The sequence below is a fragment of the Stenotrophomonas maltophilia genome, assembly GCF_900186865.1.
GTDB lineage: Bacteria > Pseudomonadota > Gammaproteobacteria > Xanthomonadales > Xanthomonadaceae > Stenotrophomonas > Stenotrophomonas maltophilia.
This window is the reverse complement of sequence record NZ_LT906480.1, coordinates 4,316,187-4,329,888: the sequence shown is the minus strand read 5'-3', so window position 1 is coordinate 4,329,888 and position 13,702 is coordinate 4,316,187. Positions and strand designations below refer to the sequence as shown.

The window sequence follows — 13,702 nt, the reverse complement described above, 5'->3', positions numbered from 1 at the left end:
GACGATGGCAACCACGCTCAACCCCTCCGAAATCAGCGAACTGATCAAGAACCGCATCGAGAAGGTCAAGCTGGCCGCGGAATCGCGCAACGAAGGCACCGTGACCAGCGTGTCCGACGGCATCGTGCGCATCTTCGGTCTGGCCGACGTGATGCAGGGCGAAATGATCGAACTGCCGAACAACACCTTCGCACTGGCCCTGAACCTGGAGCGCGACTCGGTCGGCGCCGTGGTGCTGGGTGACTACGAGCACCTGCGCGAAGGCGACGTCGCCAAGACCACCGGCCGCATCCTGGAAGTGCCGGTCGGTCCGGAACTGCTGGGCCGCGTCGTGAACGCGCTGGGCGAGCCGATCGACGGCAAGGGCCCGCTGGGCACCGACCTGACCGCTCCGGTGGAGCGTGTTGCGCCGGGCGTGATCTGGCGCAAGTCGGTCGACCAGCCGGTGCAGACCGGCTACAAGTCGGTCGACTCGATGATCCCGATCGGCCGTGGCCAGCGCGAGCTGATCATCGGTGACCGCCAGACCGGCAAGACCGCGATGGCGATCGATGCCGTGATCAACCAGAAGGGCACCGGCATCAAGTGCGTGTACGTTGCGATCGGCCAGAAGGCTTCGACCATCGCCAACATCGTGCGCAAGCTGGAAGAGAACGGCGCGCTGGCCCACACCATCGTGGTGGCCGCGACCGCTTCCGAATCGGCTGCCATGCAGTACATCAGCGCCTACTCGGGCTGCACCATGGGTGAGTACTTCATGGACCGCGGCGAAGACGCGCTGATCGTGTACGACGATCTGTCCAAGCAGGCTGTCGCCTACCGCCAGATCTCGCTGCTGCTGAAGCGCCCGCCGGGCCGTGAAGCCTACCCGGGTGACGTGTTCTACCTGCACTCCCGTCTGCTCGAGCGCGCTGCCCGCGTGTCCGAGGAGTACGTCGAGAAGTTCACCGAAGGCAAGGTCACCGGCAAGACCGGTTCGCTGACCGCGCTGCCGATCATCGAAACCCAGGCCGGCGACGTGTCCGCCTTCGTTCCGACCAACGTGATCTCGATCACCGACGGCCAGATCTTCCTGGAAACCGACCTGTTCAACGCCGGCATCCGCCCGGCCGTGAACGCCGGTATCTCGGTGTCGCGCGTCGGTGGCTCGGCCCAGACCAAGATCATCAAGAAGCTGTCCGGCGGCATCCGTATCTCGCTGGCCCAGTACCGCGAGCTGGCTGCGTTCGCGCAGTTCGCTTCGGACCTGGACGAAGCGACCCGCAAGCAGCTGGAGCGTGGCCAGCGCGTCACCGAGCTGATGAAGCAGAAGCAGTACGCGCCGATGTCGATCGCCAACCAGGCACTGTCGATCTACGCCGTCAACGAGGGTTACCTCGACGACGTGCCGGTCAACAAGCTGCTGGCGTTCGAAGAAGGCCTGCACGCCCACTTCGCCAACACCCAGGGCGAGCTGGTCAGCAAGGTCAACGCCACCGGCGGCTGGGACAACGACATCGAAGGTGCCTTCAAGAAGGGCATCGCCGAGTTCAAGACCACCGGCAGCTGGTAATCGCGGTCCTGTAGAGCGGAGCCGCTGGCTCCGCTGGACCAGATGACAAACGGTTGAACAACGCGGGGCAGCAGCCCCGCGCCACGGGAAACAAGAGATGGCAAGCGGACGCGAAATCAAAACCAAGATCAAGAGCGTGCAGAACACCCGCAAGGTGACGCGCGCCCTGGAAATGGTCTCGGCCTCCAAGATCCGCAAGGCGCAGGATCGGATGAAGACCTCGCGTCCGTACGCGCAGGCGATGAAGCAGGTGATCGGTCACCTGGCCCAGGCCAGCACCGACTACCAGCATCCGTTCCTGGTCGAGCGCGAGCAGGTCAAGCGGGTCGGCTTCATCGTGATCTCCTCCGATCGCGGCCTGGCCGGCGGCCTGAACAACAACCTGTTCCGCAAGATGCTGGGCGAAGCCAAGGCATGGCAGGACAAGGGTGCGGAAGTGGACCTGGTGACCATCGGCCAGAAGGCTTCGACCTTCTTCCGCCGCGTGAAGGTCAACATGGTCGGCAGCGTGACCCACATCGGCGACGTGCCGAAGCTGGAATCGCTGATCGGTGTGATCAAGGTCATGCTCGACGCCTTCACCGAAGGCAAGATCGACCGCGTGTACCTGGTCTACAACCGCTTCGTGAACACCATGGTGCAGAAGGCCAGCTTCGATCAGCTGCTGCCGCTGCCGCCGGCTGAGAAGCAGGTCGCTCACCACGACTGGGACTACCTGTACGAACCCGATGCCGCGACCGTGCTCGAGCACGTGATGACGCGTTACATCGAGTCGCTGGTGTACCAGGCACTGCTGGAAAACGTCGCCTCCGAGCATGCGGCACGCATGGTTGCGATGAAGGCGGCGAGCGACAACGCCAACAAGCTGATCGGCACCCTGCAGCTCGTCTACAACAAGGCGCGTCAGGCAGCGATCACCCAGGAAATCTCCGAAATCGTCGGCGGCGCGGCAGCAGTCTGACCGCGTTCGTTCAAAGCACACATTAGAGGATGCAGCAATGAGTCAGGGCAAGATCGTTCAGATCATCGGCGCGGTCGTCGACGTCGAATTCCCGCGTGAATCGGTGCCGAAGGTGTACGACGCACTGAAGGTGGAAAACACCGAGATCACCCTCGAAGTCCAGCAGCAGCTGGGCGACGGCGTGGTGCGTACCATCGCCCTCGGTTCCACCGACGGCCTGAAGCGCAACCTGGTTGCCGTCAACACCGGCCGTGGCATCTCGGTGCCGGTCGGCGCTGGCACCCTGGGCCGCATCATGGACGTGCTCGGCCGTCCGATCGACGAAGCCGGCCCGGTGGCCGCCAGCGACAGCTGGGAAATCCACCGTGCGGCCCCGTCGTACGAAGACCAGTCCCCGGCCACCGAACTGCTGGAAACCGGCATCAAGGTCATCGACCTGATGTGCCCGTTCGCCAAGGGCGGCAAGGTCGGCCTGTTCGGCGGCGCCGGCGTCGGCAAGACCGTCAACATGATGGAACTGATCAACAACATCGCCAAGGCGCACAGCGGTCTGTCCGTGTTCGCCGGCGTGGGTGAGCGTACCCGTGAGGGCAACGACTTCTACCACGAAATGAAGGACTCCAACGTCCTCGACAAGGTGGCGATGGTGTACGGCCAGATGAACGAGCCGCCGGGCAACCGCCTGCGCGTCGCCCTGACCGGCCTGACCATGGCCGAGTACTTCCGCGACGAGAAGGACGAAAACGGCAAGGGCAAGGACGTCCTGCTGTTCGTCGACAACATCTACCGCTATACCCTGGCCGGTACCGAAGTGTCGGCACTGCTGGGCCGCATGCCGTCCGCCGTGGGTTACCAGCCGACCCTGGCCGAGGAAATGGGCGTCCTGCAGGAGCGCATCACCTCGACCAAGAACGGTTCGATCACCTCGATCCAGGCCGTCTACGTTCCCGCGGACGACCTGACCGACCCGTCGCCGGCAACCACCTTCGCCCACCTGGACTCGACCGTTACCCTGTCGCGTTCGATCGCCTCGCTGGGTATCTACCCGGCCGTGGATCCGCTGGACTCCACCAGCCGCCAGATGGACCCGCTGGTCATCGGCCACGAGCACTACGACACCGCCCAGCGCGTCCAGCAGACCCTGCAGAAGTACAAGGAACTGAAGGACATCATCGCGATCCTGGGCATGGACGAACTGTCCGAAGAGGACAAGCAGGCCGTGTCGCGCGCCCGTAAGATCGAGCGCTTCTTCAGCCAGCCGTTCCACGTGGCCGAAGTGTTCACCGGTTCGCCGGGCAAGTACGTGCCGCTGAAGGACACCATCCGTGGCTTCAAGGCCATCGTCGATGGCGAGTACGACCACCTGCCGGAGCAGGCGTTCTACATGGTCGGCGGCATCGAAGAAGCGGTCGAGAAGGCCAAGAAGATGGCCGAGAAGGCCTGATCCGGGGCGGGCGGGAGCGATCCTGCCCGACCTGACGCCGGCGCCGGGCAACCGCCCGCGCCGGTGGACTCCCACGGCGGCATTGCGCCGCCGCGAACAGCGAAGAGATTTGCATGAGCACGATCCGTTGCGACATCGTCAGCGCCGAGCAGGAAATCTTCCGTGGCGAAGCGACCCTGGTCGTGGCCACCGGTGAGCTGGGCGAACTGGGCATCGCGCCCAAGCACGCGCCGCTGATCACCCGCCTGAAGCCGGGCAAGGTGGTGGTGACCACGCCGAATGGCGAGCAGCTGGATTTCGCCATTTCCGGCGGCATCCTGGAAGTGCAGCCGCAGGTGGTGACCGTGCTGGCCGACACCGCGATCCGCGCGCAGGACATCGACGAAGCCTCGGTCCGCAAGGCCAAGGAAGAAGCCGAGCGCATCCTGGCCAACCGCGGTGAAGCCATGGAAGTGGCCGAAGCCCAGCAGAAGCTGGCCGAAGCCGTCGTCCAGCTGCAGGCCCTGGAACGCCTGCGTAAGACCCTCAAGCACTGAGGTTCCGCGCTGCATCCACGAAAACGCCGGCCCTGCGCCGGCGTTTTTGTTCGGGTGGCTGGGTAGAGTCGACCGGGTGGATTCGACTGGGTAGAGTCGACTGGGTAGAGTCGACTGTTAGTCGACTGCTCTACGTTCAGGCCGCGAAAATCCCGCGCTGCGCGCGTTAGTCGACTACCAGTCGACTCTACCAGTCCCGGTCCCCAGTCCCGGTCCCCAGTCCCGATCCCGATCCCGATCACCGATCCCGGTCCCCGATCCCGGTCCCCGATCCCGATCCCGGTCCCCGATCCCGATCCCGATCCCGATCCCGATCCTGGTGCCGTCTCAGCGATACACCACGTACCGCATCAGCAGGAACGACACACACGCCAGGCCGCCTTCCACCAGCGGTTTGGCAAGCCAGGTGTACTGCAGGCCCAGCGCGTGGTCCACCAGGCTCACCAGCAATGTGCTCGCCACGGTGAGCAGCAGCCATAGGCCGAAGAAGCGTGCAAATCGCTTCCATCCCAGCTTGCGGGTGCCGGCCTCGGCAAAGGTGTAGCGGCCGTTGAGCCAGAAGCCCAGCAGCATGCCGGCCAGGCGCCCGGCGATGTTGGCCGGCGCCACTGGCATGCCCAGTGCGGTGGTGACCACGAACACGAGCCAGTCGAGCAGCAGCTGCACGAGCCCGATGACGAGGTAGGCGCTTCCCTGGCGGACGAGGCTCATCGGCATGGCGAGGAGAGGAGGGATGCCCATGTTAACGGCGCACGCTCTAGAATCACCGGCAACGAACCACGGACCGCCGTTCCCATGACCCAACCCCTGCACGTCATCATCCTCGCTGCCGGCGCAGGCAAGCGCATGAAGTCGGTGCTGCCGAAGGTGCTGCAGCCGATCGCGGGCCAGCCGATGCTGGCGCACGTGATCGACGCGGCCCGCGAGCTCCAGCCGGCGGCGATCCACGTGGTCCATGGCCATGGCGGCGAGGCGGTGCGCCAGTACTTCGCCGGCCAGCCCGACCTGCAATGGGCCGAGCAGGCTCAGCAGCTCGGCACCGGCCATGCGGTAGCGCAGGCGATGCCCCAGGTTCCCGACCTGGCGCAGGTGCTGGTCCTGTACGGCGACGTGCCGCTGATCCGTGCGCAGACCCTGCGCGACCTGCTCGCACAGCCGGGCCGGCTGGCGGTACTGGTGGCCGATGTCGATGACCCGACCGGATATGGCCGCGTGCTGCGCGATGCCGAGGGCAAGGTTGGCGCGATCATCGAGCAGAAGGATGCCACCGATGACCAGCTGCGCGTGCGTACGATCAATACCGGCATCATCGCCGCCGAATCGACTGCGCTGCGCCGTTGGCTGTCCCAGCTTTCCAACAGCAATGCACAGGGCGAGTACTACCTCACCGATGTCTTTGCGTTTGCCGCCCATGAATACACGCCGGCCGAAATGGCGCTGGTGGCCGACGCGCAGGAGGCCGAAGGGGCAAACGACCCCTGGCAGCTCTCGCAGCTGGAGCGCGCCTGGCAGCGTCGTGCGGTACGGGCCCTGTGCGCACAGGGGGCGCGCGTGCGCGATCCGGCCCGGCTCGACATCCGCGGCACTGTCACCGTAGGCAGCGACGTGCTGATCGACGTCGATGTCGTGCTCGAGGGCAACGTGGTGCTCGGCGACGGCGTCACCGTCGGTCCGTTCAACCGTTTGAAGGACGTCAACCTTGGGCCGGGCACCGAAGTGCGTGCGCACTGCGACCTGGAGGGCGTGGTTACCGAGGGCGCCGCGCAGATCGGCCCGTTCGCGCGCCTGCGACCGGGCACCGTGCTGGCCGATGGCGTGCACGTCGGCAACTTCGTCGAGACCAAGAAGGTCACGCTGGGTGTCGGTAGCAAGGCCAATCACCTCACCTACCTGGGCGATGCGGTGATCGGCAGCAAGGTGAACATCGGCGCTGGCACCATCACCTGCAACTACGATGGCGTGAACAAGTCGACCACCACCATCGGCGACAACGCGTTCATCGGCTCCAACAGTTCGCTGGTGGCACCGGTGACCATTGGCGACGGCGCGACCATTGCCGCCGGTTCGGTCATCACCCGCAACGCGCCGGACGGCAAGCTGACACTGGCACGTGCCCGGCAGGAAACCATCGATGGCTGGAAGCGCCCGCTCAAGAAGTCCTGAGCCCCGCATTCCCCGCGCCGATGAACTCGGTGTGCTGCCCGGCATCGAGCAGCGCGCCGGCGAGGTGTTGAGGGGCCATGAGGCCTATCCGGTGTTCGCCGGGCATGGCCTGGACCTGCCGACACTACAGGATGGCCTTGAACGCGGGCAGCTGTGGGTGGTGGATGCGGCTGACGGTGGCATCGCCGGCTATCTGCTTGCCGGCGAACTGGCAGGTGAGTTCCACGTGCTGCAGATGGATGTGGATCCTGCACACGCGCGGCAAGGTCATGGGCGCACGTTGTTGCGCCATGCATTGGTACAGGCCCGGGCGGAGGGCTATCGCTCGGCCGTGCTGACCACGTTGTCCGACGTGCCGTGGAATGCGGCCTTCTATGCCAGTGAAGGGTTCGTCGCCGTACCGGAGGCGGAGTGGGGTGCAGGGCTGCAGGCGGTGATGGCCGAAGAGGCCGCGCTGGGGTTTCCGATGCATCTACGCGTGGCGATGCGGCAGGCCTGGTAGGTGCCGACCTCGGTCGGCAAATCCACGCATCGCGTGGATCTACCCGATCGGTCCGCTCAACCCACCGGCAGCAGGATCGACACGCACAACCCGCCATCGCTGCGGTTCTGCAGTGACACCCGTCCGCCGTGGGCCTCCACGATCTCCCGCGTCAGCGCCAGCCCCAGCCCGGTGCCATTGCGCTTGGTCGAATAGAACGGCATCAGTGCGTTCTGCAGCACCTGCTCGTTCATGCCCTTGCCGCGGTCAAGCACGTCCAGGCGCAGCCACTGCGGCAGCCGGGTCAGCTGTACCTGCACATCGTCGTTGGGCGGCTCGGCTTCAGCGCAGGCTTCGTGCGCATTCTTCAGCAGGTTCAACAACGCCTGCCCGAACTGCGCGATGTCGATGCGGCTGCTCAGCTCCTCGTCCGGCTCACGTTCCATGCCGAACGGGATCTGCTGGCGCAGGCTGGACAGGAACGGCGCCCAGTGCACGGTCTGCAGCTGCGGCTGTGGCAGCTTGGCAAAGCGCGCATAGCCACGGATGAAGCCTTCCAGGTGGCGTGCGCGATCCTCGATGGTGGTGAAGATCTCGGGCAGCCGGTCAAAGCGTTCACGCTGCACCAGCACGCCGCCGGAATGGGCGAGCGAAGCAATCGGCGCCAGTGAGTTGTTGAGCTCGTGGCTGATCACCCGGATCACCTTCTTCCAGGTCTGCACTTCCTGGCGGCGCAGCTCGGCGGTCAACAGGCGCACCAGCAGCAGGTCGTGCGGACGACCGTTGAGCTGGAAGGCACGCCGCGAGAGGTGATAGACCTGCTCGTCATCCTCATCGCCGTCCTCCCCCTCGGCGTGCACCGCGAACAGGCTGTCACCGCCACGGGCGATGGCATCGCGCAGTTCCACCGGCACCTGTTCCAGCACGTCTTCCAGGCGCTGGCCTTCCAGCTTCCAACCGCCGTGCAGCAGCTTGCGCGCGGCCAGGTTGGAGAACACCACGCGGGCGATGCCATCACCGCCGGAGGCGATCAACAGCATCGCAACCGGCGTATTCTGCACCATGGTGTCCAGCAGCAGCTCACGTTGCACCAGGCCCTGCCGCTGCTCACGCAGTACATCACCCAGCTCCCGGTGTGCCTGCACCAGGTCGCCGAGCTCGTCATTGCCGGGCCAGTGCACGCCGAAGTTGTATTCGCCGTCGCGATAGCTGCTGGTGGTGCCCGCCAGGGCCCGCATCAGTGACCGCACCGGGGCGGTAGCCCGACGCAGCGTCCACCACATCAGCGACAGCAGGATCAGCGCCGACACCGTGGTCACCACCCAGCCATGGTCCATCCAGTAGGCCAGCAGCCACGGCAGTGCCGCAGCCAGTGCCAGCACCGGCAGCAGGCGCAGGAACAGGCGGAAAGTGAACGAGCGCCGCTTCATTCGCGTGGAATACCGTGGCGGTCCATGCGCCGGTACAGCGCCTGGCGGCTCAGGCCGAGCTCGGCGGCAGCCTGGGCGATGACGCCATGGTTGCGTGCCAGCACATCCTCGATGCGTGCGCGGTCGGGATCATTGTCTGCGCTGGGTGCCGGTCGTGGTACGACGGTTGCGCGCGGCAGGTTGAGATCGGCCACTTCGATGCGGTTGCCGGTGGCCAGCAGTTCGGCACGCTGGATCACGTTGCGCAGCTCGCGCACGTTGCCTGGCCAGGGGTGCCGCTGCAGTGCTGCGGTGGCGGCGCTGGACAGCGGCTTGCCAGCGGTCAGGAATCGCTCGGCCAGCGGCACGATGTCGCCCGGGCGGTCGGCCAGCGGCGGCAGCACCAGTTCCACCGTGTTGAGGCGGTAATAGAGATCTTCGCGGAAGGTACCCTCGCGGATCATCGCCGGCAGGTCGGCATTGGTCGCGCTGACCACGCGGACCTTGACCTGGCGCTCGCGGTTGGAACCCAGGCGCTCGAAGCGGCCGGTTTCCAGCACGCGCAGCAGCTTCATCTGCCCGCCGAGCGACAGGTTGCCGATCTCATCCAGGAACAGGGTGCCACCATCGGCGGCCTCGAACTTGCCTTCGCGCGCCTTGTTGGCGCCGGTATACGCACCGGCCTCGGCACCGAACAGTTCGGCTTCGATCAGTTCCGAGGGCAACGCGCCACAGTTGACCGCCACGAACGGGCCCTTGGCCACCAGCGAATTGGCCTGGATGATCTGCGCGATCTTCTCCTTGCCGGCACCGTTCGCGCCGGTGATCAGTACCGGCAGTTCCGAGCGTGCGACCTGGCAGGCGAGGGCGATGACGCGCTCGCTGGCGGGGTCGGCGAAGACCGCGCCGCACAGGTCGTACTTCTCTTCCAGCGCGTTGCGCTGGTGCAGTTCACGGCTGCGGCGCCGGTCCAGTTCGCGGCGTGCCTCGGACAGTTCCAGCAGGTTGTTGACCGTGGTCATCAGCTTGCGGTCGTCCCAGGGCTTGGCCAGGTAGTCGGCCGCACCGGCCTTGACCAGGTCCACTGCACTGCTCAGGTGGGTCCAGGCGGTCAGCAGGATCACCGGCAGGTCCGGATGGCGCGCACGGATCTGCGCGAACAACGCTTCGCCCTCCTCACCGGAGGTGGTGTCCTCGCTGAAGTTCATGTCCTGGATCACCAGATCGACCGGCTGCGACTCGAGCAGGGCCAGCCCATCGGCGGGCGTGTGCGCCTGCAGGGTGTCGATGTCGTGCAGGGAGAACAGCACGTCCAGCGCAGTACCCACGCTGGCGTTGTCGTCGATGATCAGGATCGCAGGCATCAAGCGGTTCTGCAGAAAGGGATGGGCGGCGCCGATGGAGCCGTTCGTGTCCACGCACCGGGAGAGCCCGGCGCCACCCATCAAGCATAGCCAAACCTGTGGCCGTGCAGGAGCGGATGATGCTCAGCGCCCGGGTGGGGCTGGCGGAGGTGGTGGCGCGGGTGGTGGCGGGACCTCCAATGCCTGTCGCCACGCAGCGGCGTTGACCGCCACCGTCAGTTCGCGCTTGTCGCGGCGCAGCAACAGATAGGCGCTGGCCGCGTGGGAATGGCGCAGTGCCTCGGCCAGATGTTCAACCCGGCGCACCGCCGTGTCGTCCACGCGGAGGATGCGATCGCCACTGCGCACGCCGAAGCGCACTTCCGGGCTGGCGGCCTCCACATGCACCTGGCCTTCGGTCGAGCGCAGCGACAGCCGCGCTCCATCGCGGCGCCATTCCAGCGTCTGTGCGCTGCCACCACCGGCCAGCGCCGGCAGGGGCAGGAGCAGCATCAGGCACATCGCGCAGGCACGCATCTCACGCGCCCCGCGTGGCGACCGCAGGCGGTACCGCCGCCGCACGCCGTGCCGGACCGAACACCGCAATCTGGCCCAGTATCCACAGCAGCAGCGCACCCAGCGGCAGGTAGTACAGCGGCATGCGCGGCAGCTCGTACAGGTTCATCAGGGCCAGGTTGATCGCGTACGCCGCCAGCATGCCCAGCACGATGCCCAGCGAGGCCAGCAGGAAGTTCTCGGTCTGGAAGTAGCGCAGGATCTGCCCGCGGGTGGCGCCCAGCGCACGGCGGATGCCGATCTGCTTGCTGCGCTGCTGCACCCAGAAGCTGGCCAGGCCGATGATGCCCAGCGCAGTGACCACCAGCAGCGAGATGCTGACAGTGATCAGCAGGCCGACCATCGCGCGGTCGTTCTTGAAGAAGTCCTTGCGCTGGTCTTCATAGGTCAGCTTGTCGCGCATCAGGCGGTTGGGGTCGTTGCGCTCCAGCGCGGCGGCACCGGCATCGAGCACCTCCTGGCGGCGTTCCGGCGAAGTGCGCAACACGTACGTGCCACCCTTGTCGAAGCTGACCCGGATCGGCAGCAGCATCGAGTTGGTCCAGTTGTCATTCCAGCCATTGGGCGTGCTGAGCGTGTCGACGATGCCGACCACATGCAGCGACTGCTTGCCCATGTAGTAGGTCTTGCCCAGGGCGCTGCCGTTGGGCTCCATCTTGGCGGCGGTGGCCTGGGCGAGGATGACCGGGATGGCCTTTTCCTTGGCGCCACCCTTGCTGACGTCTTCGAAGTTCTGGTACTCGTCGGGCAGGAAATCGCGGCCGGCGATCAGATTGATGCCCATCGTGGCCAGCCCGTTCTCGGACAGGGTGTACATCGAAGCGTTGGTGGTCGGCCGTTCCTGGTCGATCACCCGCGAGATGCTGCTGCTGGAGGAGCCGTTGCGGAAGGGAACCTGGTTGATGATGGTGACGTTGCTGACGCCGGGAATCGCGCGCAGCGATGCCAGGTCCTCGCGGGTGCGGGACATGGCGTCGGTCTGCTTGCCGATGCCACTGACGCGCAGCATCACCAGTTCGCTCTCGGCGATACCGCTGGGCATGCTGATTTTCTCCACGCGCTGGCTGACCAGGAACAGCGCGTTGCAGACGATGGCGCAGGTCAGTGCGACTTCCAGCACGATCAGGGCGGCAGCGGTCTTGTGCCGGCGCAGCGTGCTGAGGATGGGGCGGATGTCCATGGGAGTCCTCGTTCGGGTGCTTACTGCGACTTGAGCTGGATGGCCGGGGTGACCTGCATCGCGCGCCAGGCGGGCAGGAATCCGGCGGCGAGGCTGGCGAACAGGGTCAGGCCCAGCGCGAGCAGCAGCATGTTGCCGTCCAGGTGGGCCAGCTTTGCGTATTCCACCGGCTGCTGGCGCACCGCGAACAGGCCAAGCAGGGCCAGGCCGATACCCAGCACGCCACCGACCACGCCCACCGCGCCGGCTTCCACCAGGCACTGCAGGAAGATCTGGCCACGGCTGGCACCGAGTGCACGGCGCACGCCGATCTCACCACTGCGGCGCAGGAACTTGGCCAGCAGCAGGCCTACCGTGTTGACCAGGCAGACACCGAGGAAGCCCAGCGCCAGCCACAGCTGCAGGCGCACGTCGCTGGGCACTGCACCATTGAAGTCCAGCCATTCCATCACGGTGCGCAGGCGCACGTTCGGCGGATGCTTGAAGCGGCCGGCCTCGCGCTGCTGGGTCGAATAGTTCTCCAGGTAGCGGCGGTAGTCGCCGGCCTTGGCCGGGTCCATTTCCACCCAGTACTGCAGCCACGCGCACGGGGCATTGAGCGAGTAGCTGTTGCCGTCGGGGTTTTCGCCGAAGCAGTTCATGTTGCCGTTGTTGCCGAGCTTCAGGTCCAACGAGGTGGAGATCGGCAGCAGCAGGTCTTCGTTCTTGCCGTAGCTGCCGGTGGTCAGGTCGTAGAAGTGCGGCTCCGGGCTCCATTCCTTCATCACGCCGACGATGCGGTAACTCTGGCCTTCCATGCGCAGGTCGCGGCCCACGCTGTTGGCGCCCTGGTACAGCTTGTCGTTGAGCGCCTTGGAGATGACCACCACGCGTGCGCGGCCTTCATCGTCCTCGCGCGTCCAGGGGCGGCCGTACTGCATGGGCACCTCGAACATCGGGAAGAAATCGGCCGAGGTCCAGCGGGTGTCGATGCTGAAGGGCTTGAGCGTGCTGTTGTCCGGTTCGATGGTGCCGCCGCCGCCGCTCATCAGCGCCTGGCGCTCGCCCTTGGCCTCGCGCAGCAGCGCTTCACCGTCGAAGCGGGTCAGCTGGGTTTCCGGTTCCTCGCCGGCGACATAGGCGCCGGTCGCGGCATCGAGCTGCACGTAGAACAGGCGGTCACTCTTGCCCGGAATCGGGTCGCCGGACAGCACGTGGAATACGGTCAACGTGGTCATCGAGGCGCCGATACCGAGCGCGATGGCGATCACCATCAGCGCGGTCAGGACCTTGTTGCGGCGGAAACTGCGCGCCGCCAGTCGGGTGTAGTAGGCGAACATGGTCGGGCCCTCACTCGTTGACGGCGACGATGTGGCGCAACGGCGTGGCCAGCACCGGCTCGCGCACCAGGTCGGTCACCTGGCCATCGACGATGTGCACGTTGCGCTGCGCACGCGCGGCCAGTTCCGGGTCGTGGGTGACCATCACGATGGTGGTGCCGGCGGCGTTGATCTCCTCCAGCAGCTCCATCACGCCCCGGGCCATCTGCGTATCCAGATTGCCGGTCGGTTCGTCGGCCAGCAGCAGGCGCGGGCTGCCGGCCAGCGCACGCGCGATGGCCGCGCGCTGCTGCTGGCCACCCGACAGTTCATTCGGATAGTGCTTCATGCGCGAGCCCAGGCCGACCTGGGTCAGTGCCTTCTCGATGCGTTCGCGGCGCTCGTTGGCGCTCATCCTGCGATAGCGCAGCGGAACGTCGACGTTGTCGAACAGGTTCAGGTCGGGGATCAGGTTGAAGCCCTGGAAGATGAAGCCGATCTTCTGGTTGCGCAGGCGGCTGCGGGCGTCGTCGCCCAGCGTGCTCACGTCCTGGCCGTCCAGCATGTAGGTACCGCTGGTGAAGGTTTCCAGCAGGCCGGCGATGTTGAGGAAGGTGGTCTTGCCGGAGCCGGACGGGCCGGTGACCGCGACGAACTCACCTTCCTTGACCTGCAGTTCCAGCGAGCGCAGTGCGTGGGTTTCCACCTGTTCGGTGCGGAAGACCTTGGCGACCGAACGCATTTCGAGCATGTACATGG

Annotated in this window: 13 protein-coding genes; 6 read left to right on the top strand and 7 right to left on the bottom strand. The window is 65.9% G+C overall.

All coding sequences use genetic code 11. The annotated features are described in order from the left end of the window. The first annotated feature begins 4 nt into the window (after window positions 1–4). The 4 genes from atpA to CKW06_RS20365 all read left to right on the top strand — a co-directional run bounded on the left by atpA (window position 5) and on the right by CKW06_RS20365 (window position 4,493). Complete coding sequence (atpA, locus tag CKW06_RS20380; protein WP_005411130.1) at window positions 5–1,552, top strand: F0F1 ATP synthase subunit alpha; 1,548 nt, start codon at window positions 5–7, stop codon at window positions 1,550–1,552. Between the two features lie 97 nt (window positions 1,553–1,649). Beyond that, window positions 1,650–2,513, top strand: a complete 864-nt coding sequence (gene atpG, locus CKW06_RS20375) for a F0F1 ATP synthase subunit gamma (RefSeq protein ID WP_005411129.1) — start codon at window positions 1,650–1,652, stop codon at window positions 2,511–2,513. Window positions 2,514–2,550: 37 nt separating this feature from the next. Further along, on the top strand, window positions 2,551–3,957 hold the full coding sequence (gene atpD / locus CKW06_RS20370) for a F0F1 ATP synthase subunit beta (RefSeq protein ID WP_005411128.1): 1,407 nt from the start codon (window positions 2,551–2,553) through the stop codon (window positions 3,955–3,957). A 113-nt stretch (window positions 3,958–4,070) separates the two neighbouring features. Next, on the top strand, window positions 4,071–4,493 hold the full coding sequence (locus CKW06_RS20365; protein WP_005411127.1) for a F0F1 ATP synthase subunit epsilon: 423 nt from the start codon (window positions 4,071–4,073) through the stop codon (window positions 4,491–4,493). Window positions 4,494–4,820: 327 nt separating this feature from the next. On the opposite strand, the gene CKW06_RS20360 is transcribed toward CKW06_RS20365, so the two are convergent. Next, window positions 4,821–5,204 (bottom strand): GtrA family protein, encoded by a 384-nt coding sequence (locus CKW06_RS20360; protein ID WP_024957075.1) that lies wholly within the window; start codon window positions 5,202–5,204, stop codon window positions 4,821–4,823. Between the two features lie 84 nt (window positions 5,205–5,288). Here CKW06_RS20360 and glmU point away from each other — a divergent pair, with 84 nt between their 5' ends. Together glmU and CKW06_RS20350 are read left to right on the top strand one after the other, a co-directional pair. Further along, window positions 5,289–6,656, top strand: a complete 1,368-nt coding sequence (gene glmU / locus CKW06_RS20355; RefSeq protein WP_005411125.1) for a bifunctional UDP-N-acetylglucosamine diphosphorylase/glucosamine-1-phosphate N-acetyltransferase GlmU — start codon at window positions 5,289–5,291, stop codon at window positions 6,654–6,656. Further along, window positions 6,625–7,158 (top strand): GNAT family N-acetyltransferase, encoded by a 534-nt coding sequence (locus tag CKW06_RS20350; RefSeq protein ID WP_024957074.1) that lies wholly within the window; start codon window positions 6,625–6,627, stop codon window positions 7,156–7,158. Before glmU ends, CKW06_RS20350 begins: the two co-directional genes overlap by 32 nt. Before the next feature lie 56 nt (window positions 7,159–7,214). Here the strand turns inward: CKW06_RS20350 and CKW06_RS20345 are convergent, their stop codons facing one another. The 6 genes from CKW06_RS20345 to CKW06_RS20320 all read right to left on the bottom strand — a co-directional run bounded on the left by CKW06_RS20345 (window position 7,215) and on the right by CKW06_RS20320 (window position 13,700). Continuing rightward, on the bottom strand, window positions 7,215–8,567 hold the full coding sequence (locus CKW06_RS20345) for a sensor histidine kinase (protein ID WP_024957073.1): 1,353 nt from the start codon (window positions 8,565–8,567) through the stop codon (window positions 7,215–7,217). Continuing rightward, entirely contained in the window at window positions 8,564–9,910 is a 1,347-nt protein-coding gene (locus CKW06_RS20340; protein WP_024957072.1) for a sigma-54-dependent transcriptional regulator, read from the bottom strand. Before CKW06_RS20340 ends, CKW06_RS20345 begins: the two co-directional genes overlap by 4 nt. Before the next feature lie 123 nt (window positions 9,911–10,033). Continuing rightward, window positions 10,034–10,411: a PDZ domain-containing protein gene (locus tag CKW06_RS20335; RefSeq protein ID WP_024957071.1), complete on the bottom strand. Its 378-nt coding sequence runs from the start codon at window positions 10,409–10,411 to the stop codon at window positions 10,034–10,036. 16 nt (window positions 10,412–10,427) lie between these two features. Then, on the bottom strand, window positions 10,428–11,645 hold the full coding sequence (locus CKW06_RS20330) for an ABC transporter permease (protein ID WP_024957070.1): 1,218 nt from the start codon (window positions 11,643–11,645) through the stop codon (window positions 10,428–10,430). Window positions 11,646–11,665: 20 nt separating this feature from the next. Next, a complete protein-coding gene (locus CKW06_RS20325; RefSeq protein WP_024957069.1) occupies window positions 11,666–12,964 on the bottom strand; it encodes an ABC transporter permease in 1,299 nt (432 codons plus the stop codon). Between the two features lie 10 nt (window positions 12,965–12,974). Next, a complete protein-coding gene (locus CKW06_RS20320; protein WP_005411118.1) occupies window positions 12,975–13,700 on the bottom strand; it encodes an ABC transporter ATP-binding protein in 726 nt (241 codons plus the stop codon). Between the last annotated feature and the right edge of the window lie 2 nt (window positions 13,701–13,702).

What these genes read in the sequence shown, in the direction of transcription:
- CKW06_RS20325 (WP_024957069.1), bottom strand. Translation starts at nt 12,964, where the DNA reads ATGTTCGCCTACTACACCCGACTGGCGGCGCGCAGTTTCCGCCGCAAC.
- atpA (WP_005411130.1), top strand. Translation starts at nt 5, where the DNA reads ATGGCAACCACGCTCAACCCCTCCGAAATCAGCGAACTGATCAAGAAC.
- glmU (WP_005411125.1), top strand. Translation starts at nt 5,289, where the DNA reads ATGACCCAACCCCTGCACGTCATCATCCTCGCTGCCGGCGCAGGCAAG.
- atpD (WP_005411128.1), top strand. Translation starts at nt 2,551, where the DNA reads ATGAGTCAGGGCAAGATCGTTCAGATCATCGGCGCGGTCGTCGACGTC.
- CKW06_RS20330 (WP_024957070.1), bottom strand. Translation starts at nt 11,645, where the DNA reads ATGGACATCCGCCCCATCCTCAGCACGCTGCGCCGGCACAAGACCGCT.
- CKW06_RS20340 (WP_024957072.1), bottom strand. Translation starts at nt 9,910, where the DNA reads ATGCCTGCGATCCTGATCATCGACGACAACGCCAGCGTGGGTACTGCG.
- CKW06_RS20345 (WP_024957073.1), bottom strand. Translation starts at nt 8,567, where the DNA reads ATGAAGCGGCGCTCGTTCACTTTCCGCCTGTTCCTGCGCCTGCTGCCG.
- CKW06_RS20360 (WP_024957075.1), bottom strand. Translation starts at nt 5,204, where the DNA reads ATGAGCCTCGTCCGCCAGGGAAGCGCCTACCTCGTCATCGGGCTCGTG.
- CKW06_RS20335 (WP_024957071.1), bottom strand. Translation starts at nt 10,411, where the DNA reads ATGTGCCTGATGCTGCTCCTGCCCCTGCCGGCGCTGGCCGGTGGTGGC.
- CKW06_RS20350 (WP_024957074.1), top strand. Translation starts at nt 6,625, where the DNA reads ATGGCTGGAAGCGCCCGCTCAAGAAGTCCTGAGCCCCGCATTCCCCGC.
- atpG (WP_005411129.1), top strand. Translation starts at nt 1,650, where the DNA reads ATGGCAAGCGGACGCGAAATCAAAACCAAGATCAAGAGCGTGCAGAAC.
- CKW06_RS20365 (WP_005411127.1), top strand. Translation starts at nt 4,071, where the DNA reads ATGAGCACGATCCGTTGCGACATCGTCAGCGCCGAGCAGGAAATCTTC.
- CKW06_RS20320 (WP_005411118.1), bottom strand. Translation starts at nt 13,700, where the DNA reads ATGTACATGCTCGAAATGCGTTCGGTCGCCAAGGTCTTCCGCACCGAA.